Annotated in this window: 23 protein-coding genes; 15 read left to right on the forward strand and 8 right to left on the reverse strand. The window is 63.2% G+C overall.

Annotated features, from left to right (window positions below; genetic code table 11):
• Positions 1–18: 18 nt before the first annotated feature.
• The 6 genes from FJ977_RS02985 to fabD all read right to left on the reverse strand — a co-directional run bounded on the left by FJ977_RS02985 (position 19) and on the right by fabD (position 5,911).
• The gene (locus tag FJ977_RS02985) at positions 19–909 is read right to left on the reverse strand and encodes a YicC/YloC family endoribonuclease (RefSeq protein ID WP_140768408.1); all 891 of its coding nucleotides are present in this window, start codon (positions 907–909) and stop codon (positions 19–21) included.
• A gap of 156 nt (positions 910–1,065) precedes the next feature.
• The gene (gene mltG / locus FJ977_RS02990; RefSeq protein WP_140768410.1) at positions 1,066–2,331 is read right to left on the reverse strand and encodes an endolytic transglycosylase MltG; all 1,266 of its coding nucleotides are present in this window, start codon (positions 2,329–2,331) and stop codon (positions 1,066–1,068) included.
• A gap of 102 nt (positions 2,332–2,433) precedes the next feature.
• Positions 2,434–3,696: a beta-ketoacyl-ACP synthase II gene (gene fabF, locus FJ977_RS02995; RefSeq protein ID WP_140768412.1), complete on the reverse strand. Its 1,263-nt coding sequence runs from the start codon at positions 3,694–3,696 to the stop codon at positions 2,434–2,436.
• Between the two features lie 34 nt (positions 3,697–3,730).
• A complete protein-coding gene (locus tag FJ977_RS03000) occupies positions 3,731–3,967 on the reverse strand; it encodes an acyl carrier protein (RefSeq protein ID WP_006203723.1) in 237 nt (78 codons plus the stop codon).
• A gap of 199 nt (positions 3,968–4,166) precedes the next feature.
• Positions 4,167–4,904, reverse strand: a complete 738-nt coding sequence (gene fabG, locus FJ977_RS03005; RefSeq protein ID WP_140768414.1) for a 3-oxoacyl-[acyl-carrier-protein] reductase — start codon at positions 4,902–4,904, stop codon at positions 4,167–4,169.
• Between the two features lie 59 nt (positions 4,905–4,963).
• Positions 4,964–5,911 (reverse strand): ACP S-malonyltransferase, encoded by a 948-nt coding sequence (fabD, locus tag FJ977_RS03010; RefSeq protein ID WP_140768416.1) that lies wholly within the window; start codon positions 5,909–5,911, stop codon positions 4,964–4,966.
• A 246-nt stretch (positions 5,912–6,157) separates the two neighbouring features.
• Between fabD and FJ977_RS03015 the strand changes: the two genes are divergently transcribed.
• Positions 6,158–8,119 (forward strand): LTA synthase family protein, encoded by a 1,962-nt coding sequence (locus FJ977_RS03015; RefSeq protein WP_140768418.1) that lies wholly within the window; start codon positions 6,158–6,160, stop codon positions 8,117–8,119.
• 45 nt (positions 8,120–8,164) lie between these two features.
• Here FJ977_RS03015 and FJ977_RS03020 read toward each other — a convergent pair whose 3' ends face one another.
• Positions 8,165–9,802: a pilus assembly protein gene (locus FJ977_RS03020; protein ID WP_140768420.1), complete on the reverse strand. Its 1,638-nt coding sequence runs from the start codon at positions 9,800–9,802 to the stop codon at positions 8,165–8,167.
• A 460-nt stretch (positions 9,803–10,262) separates the two neighbouring features.
• Here FJ977_RS03020 and rpsF point away from each other — a divergent pair, with 460 nt between their 5' ends.
• The 13 genes from rpsF to FJ977_RS03085 all read left to right on the forward strand — a co-directional run bounded on the left by rpsF (position 10,263) and on the right by FJ977_RS03085 (position 22,056).
• Entirely contained in the window at positions 10,263–10,754 is a 492-nt protein-coding gene (gene rpsF / locus FJ977_RS03025; protein WP_140768422.1) for a 30S ribosomal protein S6, read from the forward strand.
• The gene (gene rpsR / locus FJ977_RS03030) at positions 10,754–11,002 is read left to right on the forward strand and encodes a 30S ribosomal protein S18 (RefSeq protein WP_006203718.1); all 249 of its coding nucleotides are present in this window, start codon (positions 10,754–10,756) and stop codon (positions 11,000–11,002) included. The genes rpsF and rpsR overlap by 1 nt, the downstream gene beginning before the upstream one ends.
• A 216-nt stretch (positions 11,003–11,218) precedes the next feature.
• Positions 11,219–11,803 (forward strand): 50S ribosomal protein L9, encoded by a 585-nt coding sequence (rplI, locus tag FJ977_RS03035; RefSeq protein WP_140768424.1) that lies wholly within the window; start codon positions 11,219–11,221, stop codon positions 11,801–11,803.
• A 175-nt stretch (positions 11,804–11,978) separates the two neighbouring features.
• Complete coding sequence (locus FJ977_RS03040) at positions 11,979–13,271, forward strand: cyclopropane-fatty-acyl-phospholipid synthase family protein (protein ID WP_140768426.1); 1,293 nt, start codon at positions 11,979–11,981, stop codon at positions 13,269–13,271.
• A gap of 92 nt (positions 13,272–13,363) precedes the next feature.
• Positions 13,364–13,687 (forward strand): YnfA family protein, encoded by a 324-nt coding sequence (locus tag FJ977_RS03045; RefSeq protein WP_140768428.1) that lies wholly within the window; start codon positions 13,364–13,366, stop codon positions 13,685–13,687.
• A 1-nt stretch (position 13,688) separates the two neighbouring features.
• Entirely contained in the window at positions 13,689–14,666 is a 978-nt protein-coding gene (locus FJ977_RS03050) for a small ribosomal subunit Rsm22 family protein (RefSeq protein ID WP_140768430.1), read from the forward strand.
• Between the two features lie 218 nt (positions 14,667–14,884).
• Positions 14,885–16,381: a replicative DNA helicase gene (locus FJ977_RS03055; protein WP_140768432.1), complete on the forward strand. Its 1,497-nt coding sequence runs from the start codon at positions 14,885–14,887 to the stop codon at positions 16,379–16,381.
• A 102-nt stretch (positions 16,382–16,483) separates the two neighbouring features.
• Entirely contained in the window at positions 16,484–17,887 is a 1,404-nt protein-coding gene (gene radA / locus FJ977_RS03060; RefSeq protein ID WP_096456421.1) for a DNA repair protein RadA, read from the forward strand.
• A gap of 47 nt (positions 17,888–17,934) precedes the next feature.
• Positions 17,935–18,600, forward strand: coding sequence for a CvpA family protein (locus FJ977_RS03065; protein ID WP_140768434.1), 666 nt, complete (start codon positions 17,935–17,937; stop codon positions 18,598–18,600).
• Between the two features lie 93 nt (positions 18,601–18,693).
• On the forward strand, positions 18,694–20,163 hold the full coding sequence (gene purF / locus FJ977_RS03070) for an amidophosphoribosyltransferase (protein ID WP_140768436.1): 1,470 nt from the start codon (positions 18,694–18,696) through the stop codon (positions 20,161–20,163).
• A 27-nt stretch (positions 20,164–20,190) separates the two neighbouring features.
• Positions 20,191–20,931: an SDR family NAD(P)-dependent oxidoreductase gene (locus FJ977_RS03075; RefSeq protein WP_140768437.1), complete on the forward strand. Its 741-nt coding sequence runs from the start codon at positions 20,191–20,193 to the stop codon at positions 20,929–20,931.
• Positions 20,932–21,024: 93 nt separating this feature from the next.
• Positions 21,025–21,666, forward strand: a complete 642-nt coding sequence (locus FJ977_RS03080; RefSeq protein ID WP_140768439.1) for a hypothetical protein — start codon at positions 21,025–21,027, stop codon at positions 21,664–21,666.
• Between the two features lie 171 nt (positions 21,667–21,837).
• Positions 21,838–22,056: a hypothetical protein gene (locus FJ977_RS03085; protein ID WP_027045347.1), complete on the forward strand. Its 219-nt coding sequence runs from the start codon at positions 21,838–21,840 to the stop codon at positions 22,054–22,056.
• A gap of 48 nt (positions 22,057–22,104) precedes the next feature.
• Here the strand turns inward: FJ977_RS03085 and FJ977_RS03090 are convergent, their stop codons facing one another.
• Positions 22,105–22,611: an OsmC family protein gene (locus tag FJ977_RS03090; RefSeq protein WP_140768441.1), complete on the reverse strand. Its 507-nt coding sequence runs from the start codon at positions 22,609–22,611 to the stop codon at positions 22,105–22,107.
• Between the two features lie 228 nt (positions 22,612–22,839).
• Here FJ977_RS03090 and FJ977_RS03095 point away from each other — a divergent pair, with 228 nt between their 5' ends.
• Positions 22,840–23,727, forward strand: coding sequence for a DMT family transporter (locus FJ977_RS03095; protein WP_140768443.1), 888 nt, complete (start codon positions 22,840–22,842; stop codon positions 23,725–23,727).
• The last annotated feature ends 34 nt before the right edge of the window (positions 23,728–23,761 follow it).

The raw sequence follows: 23,761 nt of genomic DNA on the forward strand, positions 1-23,761 counted from the left end.
TTCCTTGGCAACCATCGGCTACTCCAGATTCTGGACCTGTTCACGAAACTGGTCGACCACGGCCTTCAGTTCCAGCCCGATCGCGGTGACGGCTGCGGCGTTCGACTTCGAGCACAGCGTATTCGATTCGCGGTTAAATTCCTGTGCCAGAAAATCGAGCTTGCGGCCGACGGCGCCGCCGCCCCCAAGCAGGGCCCGGCCAGATGCGACATGCGTTTTCAGCCGGTCGATCTCTTCGCGGATATCAGCCTTGGTCGCAAGGAATGCTGCCTCCATGTGCAGCCGGCTGGCGTCCAGATTGGCGGACGCGTCCATCAGCAGCCTGACCTGCTCGGCGATGCGTTCACGGATCGCCGCGGTGTCGCGTGAGGGATCCGCCTCCGCGCGCAACGTCAGTGCCTCGATGGCATCGATGTGACCGGACAGCAGCAAAGCCAGTGCCGCACCCTCGCCCTGCCGCGCCTGTTCCAGCCCTTTCAGCGCGACGTCAAGCGCAACCGTGATGGCGGCGTCGAGCGCGGCGCGCGCCTCCTCGGTTTCGACGGTTTCAGGAATGTCGAGCACGCCTCGCAGCGACAGCAATCCGTCGGCTGTCGCCGGGGCAACGTCGAATTGTTCCTGCAGACGCTTGGCGAGACCCGCAAGGTCTTTCAGAAACGCCTCGTTGACGACGGGTTGCGCCTGCGCGCCGGCGGCGCGGCCGATTGTGAGCGTCGCCTGGAAATTGCCGCGGGCGAAACGCTTCTGCAGCGTCTGTCGCACCGCTGGCTCCAGCCGCTCGAAACCTTGCGGCAGCCGCAGCCGCACCTCGACGCTCTTGCCGTTGACGGACTTGACCTCCCAGGCGATCGAGGTGCCGTCATGCTCGGCGACGGCACGTGCAAATCCGGTCATGCTCTGCAAATTCATGTCGCCTGCACATCCCTGGCGCATCACCCCGAACCAGTTTTCCGGACAGGGCAAGTGCTGCTTGAAAACAACCACGCCGCGGGCGCGTCGAAATCGGACGCGTGGCGTTCTTTCAAATGTCAGGCTGTCGCCTTCCGGGCAACGCCTTTCTTCGTCTTACTGGGCATCACCCGCATCGCCGCCGGCGTCACCATTGTCGCCACCGGTGCTGTCGGCGCCATCGGCGGGCTTGTCGGCAGCAGGCTTGTCCGCATTGCCGTTGGCACCAGCGGCAGCGGCCTTGGCCGCGTCATCGGCCTGCTTCTTCTGCAGCGCACGATAACGGGCGACGTTCTCATTGTGCTCGTCCAGCGTCGCGGCAAAGACATGACCGCCCGTGCCGTCAGCAACGAAATAGAGATCGTCGGTCTTCGATGGATTGGCCACGGCCTCAAGTGCCGCACGGCCCGGATTGGCGATCGGCGTCGGCGGCAGGCCGTTGATCACATAGGTGTTGTAAGGTGTCTGCTTTTGGATGTCCGACTGGTAGATCGGGCGGTCGGCAGGCTTTCCCTTGCCACCGAACAGACCATAGATGATGGTCGGATCGGATTGCAGGCGCATGCCCTTGGCCAACCGGTTCAGGAAGACAGCGGCGACGCGCGAACGCTCGTCACCCCTGCCGGTTTCCTTCTCGACGATCGACGCCAGGGTGACAAAGTCCTCGACATTGGCGAGCGGCAGATCCGGCGCGCGCCGCTGCCATACCTCGTCGACCAGCTTCTTCTGGTCGGCCAGCAGCTTGTCGATCATCTGCTGGCGCGTCGCTCCACGCGTGAAGCGCAGCGTGTCGGTGGCAAGGCTGCCTTCGGCAGGCGTTGTCGAAGGCATGTCGCCACTCAGGGCGGGTTCGTCGGCGACACGCTGCAGGGCCTGCTCAACCGTCAGCCCTTCCGGAATGGTCAGCGAGTACATCACCGACTTGCCGCTTTTCAGGAGCTCCATGATGTCGCGCATGGATGCCCTGGGCTTGATCTCGTATTCGCCGGCCTTGAGCGCGGAATCATTGCCGAAGGCACGCACGCCAAGGCGGAAGACGCGGGCGTCGCTGATCAGCCCGCGACGCTCAAGCTGGTCGGCGATATCCTGGACGCCAGTGTTCGCCTTGACCAGGAAGGTGTCGCCATTGGCCGAAGGGCCGGGTTCTGTGAATTCCTGCTTGCCGAAATAGACCGCCACGCCAGCCGCCAGAACCAACAGCATCACCGAGGAGATGACGAAGTTCATGAACACCACGACCTGGCTGCGCGAAGCGCGCGAGCGTTTCGGCGGCGGCGTTCCGGCTTCCGGCCGCAAGGCCTCGCTGGCTGTCTTCGGCACGATCGGCCCGGTGTTCGCCGGCCGTTGCCCGAATTCTCCGTTGCCCACCGGATTTGTGTTCATTTTGCCCTACCGTTTGATCGCCCAACGAATCCCCTGCGGCAGAGTAGGGGCGAATATGGCAAAATTGACGGCACGCCGAAGCATCGTCCGGCGGCCGGACGATCAGCCATTGTATCGCTGGAACACAAGCGAAGCGTTTGTGCCGCCGAAGCCGAAGGAATTGGACAGCGCCACGTCGATCTGGCGGGAGCGAGGCTTGTTCGGCACCAGGTCGATCGCGGTTTCACGCTCCGGGTTGTCGAGGTTGATGGTCGCCGGCGCGATATTGTCCCGGATAGCGAGGATCGAAAAGATCGCCTCGGCGGCACCCGCCGCGCCCAGCAGATGGCCGATCGACGACTTGGTCGACGACATCGAAATCTTCGACGCGGCATTGCCGACAAGCCGCTCGACGGCGCCGAGCTCGATCGTGTCGGCCATGGTCGAGGTGCCATGCGCGTTGATGTAGTCGACGTCGGAAGGCGTAAGCTTGGCCCGGTTCAACGCCGCCGTCATGCAACGGAAAGCGCCGTCGCCGTCTTCAGCCGGTGCGGTGATATGATAGGCGTCGCCCGTGAGACCGTAACCAGTCACCTCAGCGTAGATTTTCGCCCCGCGCGCCTTGGCATGCTCGAGTTCTTCCAGCACCACGACACCGGCGCCCTCGCCCATGACGAAGCCGTCCCGGTCACGGTCATAGGGACGCGAGGCCGTCTGCGGCGTGTCATTGCGCTCGGTCGACAGCGCCCGACAGGCGGCGAAGCCCGCGATCGACAGCCGCGTCACCGGCGCTTCGGCGCCACCGGCGACCATCACGTCGGCATCACCCCACATGATCAGCCGGGCAGCATCGCCAATGGCGTGCGCGCCGGTCGAACAGGCAGTGACGACGGCATGGTTCGGGCCTTTCAGCCCGTGCCGGATCGAAACCTGGCCAGAGACAAGATTGATGATCTGGCCAGGAATGAAGAAGGGGCTGATGCGGCGCGGACCGCGCTCCTTGAGGATTATCGCGTTCTCGGCGATGCCCTCGATGCCGCCAATGCCGGACCCGATGAGCACGCCGGTGGCGCACTGCTCCTCATGCGTCTTGGGCTCCCAGCCGGAATCCTTCAGCGCCTCGTCGGCGGCGGCAATCCCGTACAGGATGAAGTCGCCGATCTTGCGCAATTCCTTAGGCTCGAGCACGGCCTCTGGATTGAAGGTAGCATTGCTGCCGTCACCACGCGGAATGACGTGGGCGACCTTGCAGGCAAGATCCTCCACCTCGAACTCGGTGATGCGCTTGGCGGCGCTGCGGCCGGTCAGAAGTTCCTTCCAGCTGTGCTCAAAGCCCATGCCGAACGGCGACAACAACCCAAGGCCCGTGACGACGACACGCCTCATCGCAGGTCCTCCCCGGTGATGACTGCGGAAAGCGTCAGGCCGAAGCCTTGTCGATGTACTTCACGGCATCGCCGACGGTCAGGATGGTCTCGGCCGCGTCGTCGGGAATCTCGACGCCAAACTCTTCTTCGAACGCCATGACGAGTTCGACCGTATCGAGGCTGTCAGCGCCCAGATCATCGATGAAGCTCGCCTGCTCCGTCACTTTGTCGGCATCGACGCCAAGGTGCTCGATGACGATCTTCTTGACGCGCTCTGCGGTGTCACTCATTTGGGCATCCTCGTCTTTTGTTTGTCTGTCTTCGTTAGCGGGCAGAATGCCGCTAATCAAGCTGAAAGATGGTCCTGCCGGAAACGCAACGGCTACGGACCGGTTTTTGCCCGAACCGCCGGGTTGCGGGCCGCATTACACGAAAAATGGCCGAGGTCCAAGGTGAAATGGTCTCTTTTCACAACCCCGCCATGTCTGGTCAAATCATGGCCATGCCACCGTTGACATGGATGGTCTGCCCGGTGACGTAGGCGGCTTCGTTGGAGGCGAGGTAGGCGACGGCGGACGCCACTTCAACACTCGATCCCATGCGGCGCGTCGGGATCGCCGCCATGATCGCCTCTTTCTGCTTGTCGTTGAGCTTGTCGGTCATCGCCGATTCGATGAAGCCCGGGGCAACGCAGTTGACGGTGATGTTGCGGGTGGCGATCTCCTGCGCCAGCGACTTGGAGAAGCCGATCATGCCGGCCTTGGAGGCGCAGTAGTTGGTTTGGCCGGGATTGCCCGTGACACCAACCACCGAGGTGATGTTGATGATGCGGCCATGGCGGCGGCGCATCATCGGATGGGTGAGTTCGCGCGTCAGCCGGAAAACGGCGGTCAGATTGACTTCGATCACGCTATCCCAATCGGCGTCCGACATGCGCACGAACAGCCCGTCCTTGGTAATGCCGGCATTGTTGACCAGGATGTCGACGCCTTCGAGATCGGCCTCCGCCTTCTGGCCAAGCGCCTTGACCTCGTCGCGATTCGCCAGATTGGCCGGAAACAGCTTTACCCGGTCGCCGAGTTCGGCGGCCAGTGTCTCGAGTTTCTCGATGCGGGTGCCATGCAGGCCGACAATGGCGCCTTGCGCATGCAGCACGCGGGCGATCGCCTCGCCGATGCCTCCCGATGCGCCGGTGACGAGCGCCTTGCGGCCGGTCAGTTCGAACATTTTTGTCTCCTGATCTGAGAAAACACCCTTCACACGGAAGGGGTCAAATCGCCAGTGTATTATGCAAATGCGGCCAGTGCCGCCTCAACATCGGCCGACGTGCCGACAGCCGATGTAGCGATATCGCGGTTGATGCGCCGTGCCAGGCCCGACAGCACCTTGCCGGCGCCGATCTCGTAAAGCGTCGCGACGCCGTTGGCACCGAACCATTCCACCGTTTCGCGCCAGCGCACGCGGCCGGTTATCTGCTCGACCAGGCGCCGGGCGATCTCATCCGGATCGCTGGTCGGGGTCACGGTGACGTTGGACACCACGGGGACCGCCGGCGCGTTCTTCGCCACCCCGGCGAGCGCGTCGCGCATGACGTTCGCCGCCGGCGCCATCAACGCGGAATGAAAGGGCGCCGAGACCTGCAGCATCAGCGCCCGCTTGGCGCCCTTTTCGGTGCACAGTTTCGCCGCCAGCTCGACCGCGGCCTTGGCGCCGGAGATGACCAGTTGGCCGCCACCATTGTCGTTGGCGATCTGACAGACCTTGCCGGCCCCTTGCACGGCCTCGGCGCAAGCGGCTTCGACATCCGCCTGCTCCAGTCCGATGATCGCCGCCATGGCGCCCTCGCCGGCCGGCACCGCCGCCTGCATGGCGTTGCCGCGAATGCGCAGCAGGCGGGCGGCATCGGCGACGGAAACAAAGCCGGCGGCGGCAAGGGCCGAATATTCGCCCAGCGAATGGCCGGCGACATAGGCGACCTTGTCCTTCAGCGAGAAACCGCGCGCTTCCAGCGCCCTCACGGCAGCCAGCGAAACCGCCATCAGTGCCGGCTGTGCATTGGCGGTCAGCGTCAACGTCTCTTCCGGACCTTCCCAGATCAGCTTCGACAGGTTTTCGCCAAGCGCGTCGTCGACTTCCTGGAATATCCTGCGCGCCTCCGGAAAGGCATCGGCAAGATCCTTGCCCATTCCGACAGCCTGGCTGCCTTGTCCCGGAAAGGTGAATGCGACGGCCATGCTAGGGCTCCCGAAGACTGGTTGTGCTTGCCTGATAATACGAATTTTTCCTGCCTGTGGCGCAAGGCAGCCCGCCAAGTCAAGCCCGGCTGGACCCGTGCCCAAATCCGAACCATGCGCCGAGTGCCTGTTCCGAAAGGGCTTTTTGGCGATCACACCTGATGAAAACCGCTCACGAATCGTTTGCTGGCTCTTCTTATTTCCGCCACAGGCGCTAGCTTTGCGTGACAATTATATGACAATCGCGTGACTTGGGTTGTCGCTGGGTGGGAAGTTAAAGTGGCAAAGAGTTCGAAACGCGCCGGTAAAGCCGCGCCTCAGTTCCTGGAAGACGATCCGTCCACCGGCTATCTGCCGGGCCGGACATGGCCGGTCGTCCGTTACGGATTGATCAGCCTGGCGATCTCAACCATCCTGGTGTTCGCCATCGAATTGATCGTGCGCGGTGACTTTGCCGGCACCGTCTCCTTCTTCCTGCAGCCGCTCAAGCCGGGATGGACGACCATCGTCGTGTTCGCGCTGATCCTGATCGGCCTCGACGCCGTGTTCGGCCGCAGCCACCAGAGCCTGATGATCGTCGCGCCATTGACGCTCTCGCTGGCCTTTGTCGGCCACCAGAAATCGCACTATCTCGGCGATCCGCTCTACCCGACGGATTTCCTCTACGCCCGCCAGATCTTCGCCCTGTTGCCGCTCCTGGTGCGTGAACGGCCGATGACCGCGCTCGCCATAGTCGTCGGCATCGTCGCCGGCCTGTCGCTGCTCGTCTATGGCTGGCGGCTGTGGCGCCGCAAGGTTCCCGCGCTCAGCCACAAGGGTCGCCTTGCCCGGCTGACGCTGGCGGTGCCGCTGCTCGCCTTCTTCGTCTCGATCATGGACTACGCCACTTTCTCATGGACCAGGGATCGGCTGCAGATCATCCCGATCATGTGGGACCAGAAGGAAAACTACGCCTCCAACGGCTTTGCGTTGGCCTTCGCGCTCAACGTGCCGATGGCCCATGTCTCGGCACCCCCGGGCTATACGGAAAAGGCGATCGCGGCGATCGACCGGCCGCAGATAACGGCCTCGGTGCCCGATGAAAAGCCAGACATCATTATCGTCATGAGCGAATCCTTCTGGGATCCGACCAAGCTGCCCGGCGTCACCATCACACCGGATCCCATTCCCACCGTGCGGGCATTGCGTTCCGGTTCGATGTTCTCGCCTGAATTCGGCGGCATGACCGCAAACATCGAATTCGAGGCGCTGACCGGCTTTTCCAACGCTTTCCTGCCGGCCGGCAGCATCCCTTACCAACAATATGTGCGCACGCCGACACCATCGATGGCGACCTTCCTGAAGAGCGAGGGCTACAGGGCGCGCGCTATCCATCCGGGCACCAACTGGTTCTGGAACCGTGGCGCGGTGTACGCCGATTTCGGTTTCAACGATTTCAAGTCGGAAGAGACGCTGCCCCCCATGGAAAAGCGCGGACCGCTGGCTTCGGATGCGGCGATGACGGATGAGATCATCCGGGAAGCCGACGCCAGTGACGATCCGGTGTTCTTCTTCGCGGTCAGCCTGCAGAACCATGGCCCCTATGAACCGAACCGCTACTACAACCCGACCCACGCCGTGCAGGCGCCGATCAGCCAGTGGGCGCGCGATTCGCTGCTGAGCTACGCGGAGGGTTCAGCCGACGCGGACCACGGCCTTGAACGGCTGATCGAATGGGCCAAGAAGCGCGACCGGCCGACGATTGTCGCCTTCTTCGGCGACCATCTGCCGCCGCTGGGGCCGGTCTATGTCGAGACCGGCTTCCTGAAGGACAACGTCGCGCCACGCAAGGAGCCTACACCGCAAGCCGCCCTTGAGCATCACGAGACACCGCTGATCATCTGGTCGAACCGTTCCGGCCCGGTCGCGGACCTCGGCACGGTCAGCCCAGCATTCCTGCCCTATCATATCCTCACCGCGGCCGGCATCAGCCATCCCTATTACACGGGCTTCCTGGGCGAGATGCGCGAGCGCTACCGCGTCGTCGACCGTAACCTGCTGCTGACCCCGGCCGGCGAGGCCACGCCCGATTGGTCACGTCAAAAGGAGATCGACCCGGCAATCCGCGATTTCCGGCTCATCCAGTACGACATGATGTTCGGCAAGCGCCATGCCGCACCCGACTTCTTCCCCGAGACGGTCGACAAGGTCGTCGCCCATACGAGTTGAAGGTTCCGATCCTTCAGATGCGGCAGCCCTCTCGATATCGAGCACTCAGTTCGTGAGTTGCAGCTTCGAGAACTTGTTGGCGATTTGCTGAAAGACGTTCGGCAGTTTGGCCGGGTCGTTGACGGCATAGTAGTCGCTCGGGTTGGAAGCACAGGCGCTGTAGAGCGTGCGGTTGGCGGCGGTGTCGGACTGCAGCACCATCGTGTAGATCTGCACACCCTCGTTCTTCAATTGCGTGCACACGCTCTTGGTCCAACCGTCGACATTGCGGGCCGCCGTCGTCTGATTGTCCGACCCGAAGCGGCCACCCGCCAGGTATCCATAGGACGTGTAGTCGGACTTGGTCGGCTGATTGCTGGCGCCATAGACGACGTTCTCGCCATCGGTAAGCAGCATGACAATCTTGCTCACGCCCGGCGTCTTGAACGGCACCCCATCGGTATAGGGCGCGCCTGGCGAAAGCACCCGCATGCCCCACGACAGGCCCTCCGAGACATTGGTGCCGGAACCGTTCCACTCCGTCATCTGGCTCGCGGCCTTGCGCAATTTGTCGAAGTCGTCGGTCAAGGGAACGACGGGGGTCGGGCAGGAGCGATTCGGCCCAACGGTGATGGCGGTGCCGGTCTCGGTGACGAGCTTGTTCGTCGAGGCGACATATTTGGCGATCTTTTCCAGATCAGCGCCCAACAACGCGTCGATTACACCTCCGAGCAGGCCGCTGAGGTCGATACCCAGCACATTGATGCCGGACTGCTTGAGTTTGTTCTTGTCTATGGTGTCGTCGAGGTACGAATTGTTGTAGCCGGTCGCGGAGTTGCCATAGGAGCCGGACGGCTTGGTGGCAGATGATGGATCGTCGGGAGCGAAATAGGGCACGAACAGCGTGTCGGGCTTGTTCGGATCCGGTGGCGTATCGGAAATGTTGTAGGTGCCGGGGCGAGCCTCGACGCAGCCTTTCCACCCGGTGTCTTTCCATCCGCCCTTCAGCCCCAGTTGCTTGAACAGCGCCATGTGGGTCGGCCGCTTGCCGTCGATGGCGGGGAAATTGATGCCATTGGTCGAGGACTTCCCGTCCATGTCGATCCAGGACGGATCGAACCCATCGCCATTGACGTTGACCGCCGTGACAAAGGGAACCAGCGAGGCACGCACCTGGCGCGTCGGCGATTTTGTCGCCTCAAGCGTGTCCAGCAGGGACTTCGTTGCCGTCCTCAATGCCGTCATGCGGGCACCGGCCATCGAGCCGGTATTGTCCAGCACCAGCACGACTTCGAGCTGATTGTTCGATTCGACAGCCGAGGCATCGACGACGATGTGCCTGTTCTGGCCGAACAGGAAGGCGAAGTTCAAATTGACGTCCGCGGAGGCAACCGCCTTTGTCTTGATGAAGTTGACGCCCCTGTCGACGGTCAGCGTCGCCTGCGCGTTGGCGAGTTCGCCATGCCCGACGATGTTGGCCTGAAAATAGCGATCGAAGGCGTCCGTGCGGGTAATATCCAGATCGCCGAGATGAGAGGAGGCGAGATTTGCGGCGTCGAGCGCATTCTGCAGGTTGCTCTTGGCCCGCATGATGGTCGACACATCAACCGCGAAGGCGACGGCCGACAGGATGGCCGGCAGACCGAGCCCCATCAGAAGCGCGAAATTGCCGCTCTTCGAGCGCCAGAATCTGTTGAGAAGCATCCTTACCCCCGGAAATGCCCACCGCTTGGTCTGCGCGGATTGCCCGGGCTTTTGCGCCTTCCATGATGAATCGACCGTTGACGGCGGGGCTCAACCCTGTGCAACCTGACATTGTGGTTAAAGGCTGGTTGCGAGAAAATCGCCAGGCGGTACCGACGCGGCTGCTTCCTTTCCAGCGCCCTGCGACATCGGGAACGCCGCTTGCCCTTGCCTTCTCGGTGGATTGCTGTATAGACGCCGCCAATCTGCCGGTCCCAGCTGGGGGCTGAACGGAGGGCCGGAGGTTTTATCAAAAGCCTTCGTGTGAAGCCAGAAGTGCTTCCGCCTCCCGTGTCTCCGCTCTCGACCGTCTCGTCATGCTCCTTTCTTCTCCGTGCCTTCCTGGGCTCGGGTCAGAGAAGTTGCAGAGGCTTTTGCCGCCGGGAACCGGGAGAGAAACGAAGAAAGGCACTGAACCATAATGGCTCTTTACGAACATGTGTTTCTTGCCCGGCAGGACCTCTCGCAGCAGCAGGTCGATGCGCTTGTCGAACAGTACAAGGGCGTCATCTCCGCGAATGGCGGGTCCGTCGGCCGGGTCGAGAACTGGGGACTGAAGTCCCTCACCTACCGGGTCAACAAGAACCGGAAGGCATACTACACGCTCATGGACCTCGACTGCCCGCCGGCAGCGCTCAACGAGATGGAGCGCCAGATGGGTCTGTCCGAGGACGTCCTGCGTTTCCTGACCATCAAGGTCGAGGCGCATGAGGAAGGTCCCTCGGCCATGATGCAGAAGCGCGAAGAGCGCTCCGAGCGCGGCAGCTTCGGCGATCGCGATCGCGGCCCGCGTTCGTTCGGCGACCGTGATCGCGGCGACCGTGGCGATCGTCCGCCGCGTTCGTTCGGCGATGCCGGTGGTGATCGTGGTCCGCGCCGTCCGCGCGAAGGCTTTGAAGGGGGTGCAGAATAATGGTCGACATCAACCAGATCCCGACCCGGCGCCCGTTCCACCGTCGCCGCAAGACCTGCCCGTTCTCCGGCGCCAACGCGCCCAAGATCGACTACAAGGACGTGCGTCTCCTGCAGCGCTACATTTCCGAGCGCGGCAAGATCGTGCCGTCGCGCATCACCGCCGTCAGCCAGAAGAAGCAGCGTGAACTCGCCAAGGCGATCAAGCGCGCCCGTTTCCTCGGCCTGCTGCCCTACGTGGTCCGCTAAATCTCTCGGACGGGCGGCTCGCCGCCCGTTCCTTTCGCCGGCCATGACGGGCATGACCGGTTCAGGCATCAAATCCCGAGTTGAGGTCAAGGCCTCTAACTGCCGCGACAGGCAGGACAGCGACACCGGCGGCAACGCCCCTTTTGCTTCCTGACCTGTTCCAGAGAATTCGGCGCCTGCCTTGTGGACGGACGCCCAACCAAAAGGAACAAAACCATGGAAGTCATTCTTCTCGAACGCGTTTCCCGCCTCGGCCAGATGGGCGATACCGTCAAGGTCAAGGACGGCTTTGCCCGTAATTTCCTGCTGCCGCAGGGCAAGGCGCTGCGCGCCAACGAAGCCAACAAGAAGAAGTTCGAAGGCCAGCGCGCCCAGCTCGAAGCCCGCAATCTCGAGCGCAAGTCGGAAGCCGGCCAGGTTGCCGAAAAGCTCGACGGCAAGAGCTTCATCGCCGTTCGCTCGGCCGGCGAGACCGGTCAGCTCTACGGTTCGGTGTCGACGCGCGACATCGCAGATCTGCTGACGGCGGAAGGCTTCACGGTCAACCGCAACCAGATCCAGCTCAACCAGCCGATCAAGACCATCGGTCTCACCAATGTGGCGATCGCGCTGCATCCGGAAGTCGAAGTCACCATCACGCTCAACATCGCCCGTACGGCCGATGAGGCCGAACGCCAGGCCAAGGGCGAGACGCTGACCACCGCCGAAGCCATTTATGGCGACGACATCAACGACAATGCCCGGCCGGAAAACTTCTTCGATCCGAACGCCGAGTTCGAAGGCGGCGAAGACAACGCCTGATCGCCCACGACAAGCGAAGGAGCCGAGCTCCGATCACTTTGTCGTAATCCAGCCATTCTGGACCAATGCCCGGGCCTCTCGCCCGGGCATTTTTATACCAAATGGAACTTTTCGAACCCCTATATATTGTTGCAGAATTAAGGCAGCCGGTCTGACCGTGAGGGGACATTTGGTTATGAATATTCTGCTGAAGCGCGTTCTCGATCGCCTGGTTCGCACGGGCAATCTCAAGGTAACCGGGCCCAAGGGCTTGACAGTCATCTTCGGCGACGGCAGCGGCGAGCCAGTGCACATGCACATCAAGACCCGGCACGCCGAACGGGCCATCACATTCGATCCGATGCTGGCGGTGCCTGAAGCCTACATGGACGGCGAACTCGACATCCTCGAAGGCGGCGTGCTCGGCCTGATGCGCATTGCCTTCCAGAACATGGGCAGCGGCGGCATCGACGCGACATGGTCAAAAGCGATCGAGGGCCTGCGCCACGCCTTCCGCCGCCTGCAGCAGATCAACACCGCCTCGCGCTCGCGCCGCAACGTGCAGCGTCATTACGATCTGTCGGGCGACCTGTACCGGCTCTTCCTCGACGAGGACATGCAGTATTCCTGCGCCTATTTCGAGCAGCCGGACATGACGCTGGACGAGGCGCAGGCCGCCAAGAAGCGTCATATCGCCGCCAAGCTCAGACTGAAAGCCGGCCAGACCGTGCTCGATATCGGCTCCGGCTGGGGCGGGCTCGGCCTCTATCTCGCCAAGGCCTTCGACGTCGATGTGCAGGGCGTGACGCTGTCGACCGAACAGCATGGCGTGGCCACCGACAGGGCGCATGCGCAAGGCCTGGAAAACCACGTCCATTTCGAACTGAAGGATTATCGCGAACTCAACGAACGCTTCGACCGTATCGTTTCGGTCGGCATGTTCGAACATGTCGGCGTGAACCACTTCCGCACCTTCTTCGACAAAGCGGCAACGTTGCTGAAGCCCGATGGCGTCATGCTCCTGCATACGATCGGCCGCTCCGGCGTGCCGTGGGCGACCAGCGCCTTCATCCGCAAGTATATTTTCCCGGGCGGCTACATACCGGCAATGTCGGAGGTGCTGCCGGCGATCGAGAAGTCCGGCCTGGTGGTCACCGATGTCGAGATCCTGCGGCTCCATTATGCCGACACGCTGAAGCACTGGAGCCAGCGCTTCGCCGCCAATCGCGACAAGGCCAAGGCCATCTACGACGAACGCTTCTGCCGCATGTGGGAGTTCTATCTGGCCGCTTCCGAAGCCGCCTTCCGCTGGCAGGACCTGGTCATCTTCCAGTTCCAGATCGCCAAGAAGAACGACACACTGCCGGTAACCCGCGACTACATGGCAAAATGCGAAAAGGCACTGGAAATGCGCGACCTGGGCCGCCGCGAAGCGGCTCCCGTAGAGAAGGCCGCCAAGCCCGCCCGGCGCCGCAAGGTGGCGGAGTAGGAACGCAACGTTGGTGCGCTTTCGCCATTGCCGCTTGCCATTCCCGGCCCCTGCCCTGAAAAAGGCCTCGTGATCGTCACGAGGCCTTTTTCATGACCTATCTCCTCTATGCCGCCGCGGCACTGGCCGAGATCGCCGGCTGTTTTTCGGTGTGGGCCTGGTGGCGGCTCGAAAAATCGCCGCTGTGGCTGGCGCCGGGCTTCGTCTCGCTGCTGCTGTTCGCCTGGCTTCTGGCGCTGGTCGACACCAATGCCGCAGGCCGCGCCTATGCCGCTTATGGCGGCATCTACATCGTCGCCTCGCTTGGCTGGCTGTGGCTGGTGGAAGGCGTGCGGCCCGACCGCTGGGATCTTGGTGGTGCCGCGCTCTGCATAGCCGGTGCTTCGGTCATCCTGCTCGCACCGCGAGGAGCCTAGCGTGGAACTGCCGGCTCTTCTTCGACACGCCGTCGACCGCATCCTGGAGAAAATCCCGCTGCCGGAACTGAAGCAGGCGGCGAAAACACTCTCCGACCGCTACCGCGCCGAACTGCGCGACGGCCGCCTGCACATGGCGCAGGACATGGCGGTCAAGGCCTATCTGGCGACGCGGCTGCCGGCGACCTATGCCGCGGTCCGCGCCAGCCTCGACACGCTGAACGCGGCCCGGCCAAATTTCGCGCCGAAAACCCTGCTCGACGTCGGCGCCGGTCCTGGTACGGTGCTTTGGGCCACCCACGATCTCTGGCCCGATCTCGAACAGGCCGTTTTGCTGGAAGCAAGCGCGGCGGTGCGCAAGGTCGGCGAGACGCTCGCCGCCGACGCCATCGCGGCCCGAACCGTCTGGCAGGCCGGCGACGTCACAACAGACCTGGGCGACCTTCAGCCGGCGGACCTCGTCACCTGCGCCTATGTGCTGGACGAGATCGTGCCGGCATCGCTGCCCAAGATGGTCGACCGGCTATGGCAGCTGACGACAGACACGCTGCTGATCATCGAGCCGGGCACGCCGGCGGGCTGGCAGCGCATTCTGGCGGTGCGCGCGCAACTGATCGCCGCCGGTGCGCATGTGCTGGCGCCTTGTCCGCACAAGGCGCCCTGCCCGCTCAACCCGCCCGACTGGTGCCATTTTGCCCGCCGCGTCGCCCGATCGCGCCTGCACCGGCTGGCCAAGGACGCCGATGTGCCGTGGGAAGACGAGAAATTCATTTTTGTCGCCGCGTCGCGCCAGCCGGCCGCCTCCCACGCCGCGCGGGTCCTCGCACCGCCGAAATCCGGCTCGGGCAAGGTTCTGCTCAAGCTTTGCCGGGAAGACGGCACAGCCGTGGAGCAACTCTTCACCAAGCGTGACGGCGCGGACTTCAAGCTGGCCCGGCGGCTGGACTGGGGTGACAGGCTGGAACCACGCGGTACCTGAACGGCCGATTGTTCTTGCTTCGTTCCAATAGCGCGCGTAAGAATCACTGCTTGCCGAGTCAATCGGAATCGGGACACAGGAACACTGTCCTGTGGACGGTTTTCCGTTCCTGTGAACAACGGGCATCAAGGTTGGTTGGTCGTGCGGTGATGCAGAAAGGTCAGCACGGTTTCGTGTCGTTCTGATATCGAGAAGCCGGGATCGAAATCGGGGATATCATGGCAGAGGCAGCACGAAAATTCGGCGTGGCGGAGCAGCAACCGCTTTATCGCGAGGCGCCGAACAACATCGAGGCCGAGCAGGCGCTGCTGGGCGCTATCCTCGTCAACAATGATGCCTTCTATCGTGTCTCCGATTTCCTGAAGCCAGGCCATTTCTACGAACCCCTGCACAGAAAAATCTTCGAGATCGCGGCCGAGCTCATCCGCATGGGCAAGGTGGCGACGCCAATCACACTCAAGACCTTCCTGCCGGCCGACGAAAAGGTCGGCGACATGACGGTGGCGCAATATATCGTGCGGCTGGCGGTCGAAGCCGTCACCGTCGTCAACGCCACCGACTATGGCCGCGCCATCTACGACCTGGCAACGCGCCGCGCGCTGATCACCGTCGGCGAAGACATGGTCAACATCGCCTATGACGCGCCGGTCGACATGTCGCCTTCCGAGCAGATCGAGGATGCCGAGCGCCGCCTGTTCGAACTGGCCGAAACCGGACGCTATGATGGCGGCTTCGAGAGCTTCACCGACGCGGTCAAGACGGCCGTGGACATGGCCAACGCGGCCTATATGCGCGACGGCCATTTGTCGGGCCTCGCCACCGGCATGCGCGATCTCGACCGCCGCATGGGCGGCCTGCAATCGTCGGATCTTATCGTGCTTGCCGGCCGCCCGGGCATGGGCAAGACGTCGCTTGCCACCAACATCGCTTTCAATATCGCCGAGATGTATGTGCCGGCGCAGCAGGCGGACGGATCGTTCAAGGCGGCCAATGGCGGCGTGGTCGGCTTCTTCTCGCTCGAAATGTCGTCCGAGCAGCTCGCTACCCGTATCATCTCCGAGCAGACGGAAATCTCGTCCTCAAAAATCCGCCGCGGCGAGATCAGCGAAATGGATTTCGAAAAGCTGGTCGCCTGTTCGCAGACCATGCAGAAGATCCCGCTTTTCATCGACCAGACCGGCGGTATCTCCATTGCGCAGCTATCCGCCCGCGCGCGGCGCCTGAAGCGCCAGCGCGGCCTCGACCTGATCGTCATCGACTATATCCAGCTGATGCAGGGTTCATCCGCCAAGTCTTCGCAGAACCGCGTGCAGGAAATCACCGAGATCACCACGGGCCTCAAGGCGCTGGCCAAGGAACTGGCCGTACCGATCATCGCGCTGTCGCAGCTGTCGCGTCAGGTCGAAAGCCGCGACGACAAGCGCCCGCAACTCTCCGACTTGCGTGAATCCGGTTCGATCGAGCAGGACGCCGACGTCGTGATGTTCGTCTACCGCGAGGAGTATTACCTCAAGAACCGTGAGCCGAAGCTCGGCACGGAAGAATACGTCAAGTGGGAAAACGAGATGAACGAGATGCGCGGCAAGGCCGAAGTGATCGTCGCCAAGCAGCGCCACGGCCCGACGGGCTCGGTGACGCTCGCCTTCCATGGCGAGTTCACCCGCTTCTCCGACCTGGCGGAAGAGCACCATATCGCGGAGAGGTTTGACGAGTAAGCAGTTGGCCGAAATCGCAGCAAATATCCGGGCCGGCCGCGCTCCACGGCGCGCCCCCCGGTCTCACCGAACTGTTCTTTCATTTGCCGCAGGCCTCGCCTGATGGCCAAATCGCGTGTCCAGTTCATCTGCCAGAACTGCGGATCGGTGCATCAGCGCTGGGCCGGCAAATGCGATGCCTGCGGCGAGTGGAACACGCTGGTCGAGGAAGGCACGTCCGGCGGCATCGGCTCGGGGCCGGCCAACACGCGCAACGCCCGCAAGGGCCGCGCGGTGGTGCTGACCACGCTCTCTGGTGATATCGAGGATGCGCCGCGCATCATTTCCGGCATCGGCGAACTCGACCGCGCCACCGGCGGCGGTTTTGTACGCGGTTCCGCACTTTTGGTCGGCGGCGACCCCGGCATCGGCAAGTCGACGCTGCTCACCCAGGCTGCCGCTGCGCTGGCGTCGCGAGGCCACCGCATCGTCTATGTCTCGGGCGAAGAAGCCGTCGCGCAGATCAGGCTGAGGGCGCAGCGGCTCGGCGTCGCCGACACACCGGTGGAACTGGCAGCCGAGACTAATGTCGAGGACATTCTTGCCACCATCGCCGACGGCAAGCGGCCGGATCTGGTCATTCTCGATTCGATCCAGACGCTGTGGACCGACCTTGCCGATTCGGCGCCGGGCACCGTCACCCAGGTGCGCGCCGCCGCCCAGGCGATGATCCGCTATGCGAAATCCACGGGCGCGGCGATCGTGCTGGTCGGCCATGTCACCAAGGAAGGTCAGATCGCCGGACCGCGCGTGGTCGAACACATGGTTGATGCCGTGCTCTACTTCGAGGGCGAAGGCGGTCACCACTATCGCATTCTGCGCACGGTGAAGAACCGCTTTGGGCCGACCGATGAGATCGGCGTCTTCGAAATGTCGGACAAGGGTTTGCGCGAGGTCGCCAATCCATCCGAGCTGTTTCTCGGCGAGCGGCATGCGAAATCGCCGGGTGCCGCGGTTTTCGCCGGCATGGAAGGCACGAGGCCGGTGCTGGTCGAGATTCAGGCCCTGGTCGCACAATCCTCGCTCGGCACGCCACGGCGCGCCGTCGTCGGTTGGGACGGAGCTCGCCTGTCAATGATCCTGGCGGTTCTCGAAGCCCATTGCGGCGTCCGCTTTGGCCAGCACGACGTCTATCTCAACGTCGCCGGCGGCTACCGCATCAGCGAGCCCGCGGCCGATCTCGCGGTCGCCGCCGCGCTGGTTTCCTCGCTCACCGGTCTTGCCCTTCCCGCCGATTGCGTCTATTTCGGCGAAATCAGCCTTTCGGGCGCGGTGAGGCCGGTTGCGCACGCGCAGCAGCGCCTCAAGGAAGCCGAAAAGCTGGGTTTTGGTAGCGCGGTTCTGCCCTTGGGCAGCGAGGAACTTGCTGGAGGGATCGGGGCCGGCGCTTTCCAGCCCACCGAGCTTGCCGACCTCGTGGCGCGCATAGCCGGCTCACGGCGCAGCCGCGTCGACGATGAAGAATAACGCGGCTCGTCGAGCCGTGAAAAAGAGATCGGAGTGGGGCGAAAGACATGCCGATTACGCTGCTTGACGGAATCCTGGTCGGCTTCACCCTGGTCTCGGCGATGCTCGCCATGGTTCGCGGCTTCTCGCGCGAGGTCCTGTCTGTCGTCTCGTGGGCGGCGGCGGCGGCGGCGGCTTTCTTCTTTTACAAGCCGGTCCTGCCTTACCTTAAGCCGTACATCGACAATGAGAAGATCGCCATGGCGGCATCCGCCGGCGTCGTCTTCATCATCGCGCTGATCGTCGTCTCGGTCATCACCATGAAGCTTGCCGACTGGATCATCGATTCGCGGATCGGCGCGCTCGACCGCACGCTTGGTTTCCTCTACGGCGCCGCGCGCGGCATCCTGGTCGTCGCCGTCGCGCTGCTGTTCTTCAACTGGCTGGCTGGCGCCAAGGCACCGGCCTGGGTGACGGAGGCCAAGTCGCGGCCGCTGCTGGAGCAGATCGGCGCCAAGCTTGAAAGCCTGCTGCCCGAGGATCCGGAAAACGCCATCCTCAAGAAGCTCAATCCGAATCAGCCCGCTGCCGAGACGCCGGCCGCTCCGGACGCACCGGCGGCGGACGCTCCTGCCGGCGGCGACGACGCCAATGCACCGGCTCCCGACGACAATGATGCCGGGCCGGCGGACAACACGGCCAAGCCAGCAGCGCCGGCAGCCCCTGCAAACTGACTCGCCTGGACTGACGATGGTGTGAACGACTGCACGGCGCGCGTTGCTTTCGGCGCGAACTCGCACTATATGGCGATTTTAGCGGAGCTTAAGATGGCAGACGCAGACGACGTGCTTTCCGCCGAGGCCGACGACCATTTCCACGACGAATGCGGTGTGTTCGGCATTTTCGGCCGACAGGACGCGGCGGCCATCGTCACGCTAGGCCTGCATGCATTGCAGCATCGCGGCCAGGAAGCGGCCGGCATCGTCTCCTATGATGGCAGCCAATTCCACGTCGAACGCCATGTCGGCCTGATCGGCGACACTTTCACCAAGCAGCGTGTCATCGACAGCCTGCAAGGCAACCGCGCCATCGGCCACACGCGCTACGCCACGACCGGCGGCGCCGGCATGCGCAACATCCAGCCCTTCTTCGCCGAGCTTGCCGATGGCGGCTTTGCCGTCGCCCACAACGGCAATCTCACCAACGCCATGACGGTGCAGCGCGCGCTGCAGAAGCAGGGCGCGATCTTCTCGTCCACATCCGACACCGAGACGCTCCTGCACCTGGTTGCGACCAGCAAGGAGCGCGACCTCAACTCGCGTTTCATCGACGCCGTGCGTCAGGTCGAAGGCGCCTTCTCGCTGGTGGCGATGACGGCCAAGAAGATGATCGGCTGCCGCGATCCGCTCGGTATCCGCCCGCTGGTGCTCGGCGATCTCGACGGTGCCTGGATCCTCGCCTCCGAAACCTGCGCGCTCGATATCATCGGCGCGCGCTTCGTGCGCGACCTGAAGCCGGGCGAGATGGTCGTCGTCACCTCCAAGGGTATTGAAAGCCTGTTCCCGTTCGAGCCGCAGAAGACCCGCTTCTGCATCTTCGAGTATGTCTATTTCGCCCGGCCGGATTCCTCGGTCGAAGGCCGCAACGTCTACGAAGTGCGCAAGCGCATCGGCGCCGAGCTGGCGCAGGAGAACCCGGTCGAGGCCGATATCGTCGTGCCGGTGCCGGATTCGGGCACGCCTGCGGCGATCGGCTTCAGCCAGGCGGCAGGCATTCCCTTCGAGCTTGGCATCATCCGCAACCATTATGTCGGCCGCACCTTCATCCAGCCCGGCGATTCGATCCGCCACATGGGCGTCAAGCTGAAGCACAACGCCAACCGCCGCATGATCGAGGGCAAGCGCGTGGTTCTGGTCGACGATTCGATCGTGCGCGGCACCACCAGCCAGAAAATCGTGCAGATGGTGCGCGATGCCGGCGCTAAGGAAGTGCACATGCGCATCGCCTCGCCGCCGACCAGCGCGTCGTGCTTCTATGGCGTCGACACGCCGGAGAAGTCGAAGCTGCTGGCATCGCGCATGTCGGTGGAAGAGATGGCCGAGTTCATCCGTGTCGATTCGCTCGGCTTCCTGTCGATCGACGGGCTTTATCGCGCCGTCGGCGAGGCGGGCCGCGACAACGACCAGCCGCAGTTCTGCGACGCCTGCTTCACCGGCCAGTACCCGACCCGCCTGCTCGACTTCGAAGGCCACGACAATGTGCGCACGCTGTCGCTGCTGGCGAACAACGGGGCGTAAGCCAGACCACCTTACGGAAATTCTCGCATGACCCTCGACCTTACCGGCCGCGTTGCGGTTGTCACCGGCGCCTCGCGCGGCATCGGCTATTTCATCGCCAGGGAATTGGCCGCCGCCGGCGCACATGTGATCGCGGTTGCGCGCACTGTCGGTGGTCTCGAAGAACTCGACGACGAGATCAAGGCGGCCGGTGGCCAAGCGACGCTGGTGCCTCTCGATCTCGCCGACATGGCCGGCATCGACCGGTTGGGCGGCGCCATCCATGAGCGCTGGGGCAAGCTTGATATTCTCGTCGCCAATGCCGGCGTGCTCGGCGTCATCTCGCCGATCGGCCATGTCGAGGCCAAGACGTTCGAGAAGGTGATGACCATCAACGTCACCTCAACCTGGCGGCTGATCCGCTCGGTCGACCCGCTGCTACGGCTTTCCGATGCCGGCCGGGCCATCATCCTGTCGTCCAACGCAGCGCATTCGGCGCGTGCCTTCTGGGCGCCTTACGCGGCATCGAAAGCGGCGGTCGAGACCATGATGCGCTCCTGGGCGCATGAAACGCAGAGCCTGCCGTTGCGCGTCAATGCCGCCGACCCGGGCGCCACCCGTACCGCCATGCGGGCCCAGGCCGTGCCCGGTGAGGATCCGGAGACGCTGCCGCATCCCCAGGAGATCGCCAAGCGCATCGTGCCGCTGGCCAGCCCCGAACTGGAAGAGACCGGGCTGATCTTCCAGGCCAAGCACAACCGGTTCGTCTCCTACCGGCAGCCTGAATGAACTCACGCCTTCGGTTTGAAGGATCCCAAAGGGATTAAAAGGGCCTCCGGCTACGTTCTCCTGACGTAGGACATTCGAAACCGGAGGACCGATATGCGCAGACTTCTTCTCATTGCCACCACCGCCTTTGTGGCCGCTCTCGGCGTGACAGCAGGCGTGGCCGTCTCCCAAGATGCCAAGATGAGTTTCTTCGTCACCAGTGTCGGCTCCGGCAAGGGTGCCGATCTCGGCGGTTTGAAGGGCGCCGACGCGCATTGCGCTTCGCTGGCTGAAGCCGCCGGCGTCGCCGGAAAGACCTGGCATGCCTATCTCTCGACCAGCGCCGAGGATGCACGCGACCGTATCGGCAAGGGGCCCTGGTTCAACGCCAAGGGCGAGAAAATCGCCAATGATGTCGCCTCCTTGCATGGGGACGCCAACGGCATCACCAAGCAGACGGCGCTGAACGAAAAGGGCGAAGTGGTCAACGGCCGCGGCGACACGCCGAACAGGCATGACATGCTGACCGGATCGAAACCCGACGGCACCAGGATCGCCGACCAGACCTGCGGCGACTGGACGATGGGCGGCGGCGAAGGGGCGGCGATGATGGGTCATCACGACCGCACCGGCCTCGACGATTCGGCGGCGGCGAAGTCATGGAATTCCTCGCATGCCTCGCGTGGCGGCTGCAGCCAGGAGGCGTTGAAAGGCACCGGCGGCGACGGCCTGTTCTATTGTTTTGCGACCGACTGAGCGCTGCCCGCAGCAACATAACCGGTTTAGCAGCCTGCCGATTGATCACGCGGCTGTGATCTGAAGGGGAAAGGCTGCCCCGCGGTCATGCTTTCGTCATTTCCGAGGAGTTGTTAGGATCGGAACGACTCCCACAACAAGCGCCCCGCTGGGCAGAACAAGGAAATCCCCATGGCTACAACCGCAGCGTTGGTCTGGTATCTGGTAATCGCCGGCCCGCAGGGCGGCATGGTGGTGCTGCCCAGCACCTTCGACAAGCGCGAGCAGTGCACCGCCGCCATCACCGAGTATCAGAAGCAGCCGACACCAACCGGCTGGTCCGTGCAGTGCGTGCCGAGCGCCTCGCCCTTCACCGACGAAGGTGATGCCGAAGAGCCGGCTGCGCAGTAGGCATCAGGCATCACAAGGCCCGCGGCCGCTGCCGCGGGCCTTGTGATTTCAGCGCCGCGCTGAAACCGTCAGCTCCGGCTTCTGGTTGATGGTCTGGAACACCACGCAATAGCGTTCGGTCAACTTCAAGAGCGAGTCTATCCGCTCCTGCGGTTCATCCGTGTCGAGACTGAAATTGAGCCGGATGGCATGAAAACCGACCGGCGCGTCCTTGGCGACACCCAGCGTGCCGCGAAAATCAAGATCGCCCTCGGCCTCCACCGTGGCGGCGCCGAGCTTGAACTCGAGCGCTGTCGCCACCGCCTTCAGCGTCACGCCGGCACAGGCCACCAAGGCCTCAAGCAGCATGTCACCGGAACAGAGCTCGAGCCCTGAGCCGCCGGTTGCCGGATGCAGACCGGCGATGGCGACCGCCCTGCCCGTCTCCACCTTGCAGGCCACCGACTGGTCGTCGATCGAACCCTTCGCCCTCAATGTGATCAGCGCCTGCGAGGCGTCGTCGCGGTAGGCCTGCTTCAGCGGCGCCTGCATGGCCTTCAGTTCGGTGGCGTCCATTCGTTGCCTCTTTCGCTTTTGCGGCCAGCGAGCAACTGGCTTCATCTGATATAAGTGCCTATCGCCTCGCGGAAGCAAGACCACCAGGTCCTGCCCCAACGCAAGCTCAGGGCTGGCGTAGCGCTGTGCCAACTTTCGACCGTATAGCTTGGCAAGAAGGCCCGACTTCCCGGCCATCACGTTGATCCACGAAATTTCTGTCGCTTCCTGTAACACTGGTCCGCGCCTATGGCCGATGTCGCCATTCTCGAAACACGTGAAAGGGTTCTCGCCGGAATCCTGCTGACCGGTGCCGCCTATCTCTTGTTTTCGACGCAGGACGCCTCGATCAAGCTGCTGGTGACCGGCATGACGGTCTGGCAGATCATGTTCTTCCGCAGCATCACCATTCTGAGCGCCTGCGCCGCGATCGGCGGGCGGCAGCTGTTCGCCGACACGCTACGCTCGCCGATCGTGCGGCCAATGCTGGTGCGCAGCGCCTTCACGCTCGCCGCCTGGCTTTGTTACTACAACGCCGCCCGCAGCCTGCAGCTTGCCGAACTGACCACCGTCTATTACGCGGCCCCGATCATCGTCACCGTGCTTTCGGTGTTCCTGCTCGGCGAAAAAGTGCCTGTTCTGCGCTGGCTGGCGGTCTTGATTGGTTTTGTCGGTGTCTTCGTCGCTTGCGATCCCACCCATCTCGGCCTGTCGGTGCCGGTGCTGCTGGTGCTGGCGGCCGCACTTTTGTGGGCCATCGCCATCGTGCTCCTGCGCAAGACCGCGCTTGCCGAGCGCTCGATGATCCAGCTCCTCCTCAACAATTTCTATTTCCTGGTGTTTTCGGCGGTACCGGCGCTGTTGTGGTGGCATACGCCTGATCTGAACGAGTTGCTGCTTCTCGCCAGTGTCGGCGCGCTCGGCGGCCTGGCGCAATATCTCCTCTTCGAAGGCATGAAGCGCACGCCGGCATCGATCCTCGCGCCTCTCGAATACAGCTCGCTGCTGTGGGCGTTCGCGCTCGGCTTTGCGATCTGGGGCGACGTGCCGCGCCGCGAAGTGTTTCTCGGCGCGGCGCTGATCGTCGCAGCCGGGTTGCTGATCGTCGGCGGCGAACATTTCCGCAAGCGGCTGTGATGTTCATCATTGGTGACAGTACGATGTCAGGACC

Origin of the sequence: Mesorhizobium sp. B2-1-3A (assembly GCF_006442655.1) — a bacterium.
Lineage (GTDB): Bacteria > Pseudomonadota > Alphaproteobacteria > Rhizobiales > Rhizobiaceae > Mesorhizobium.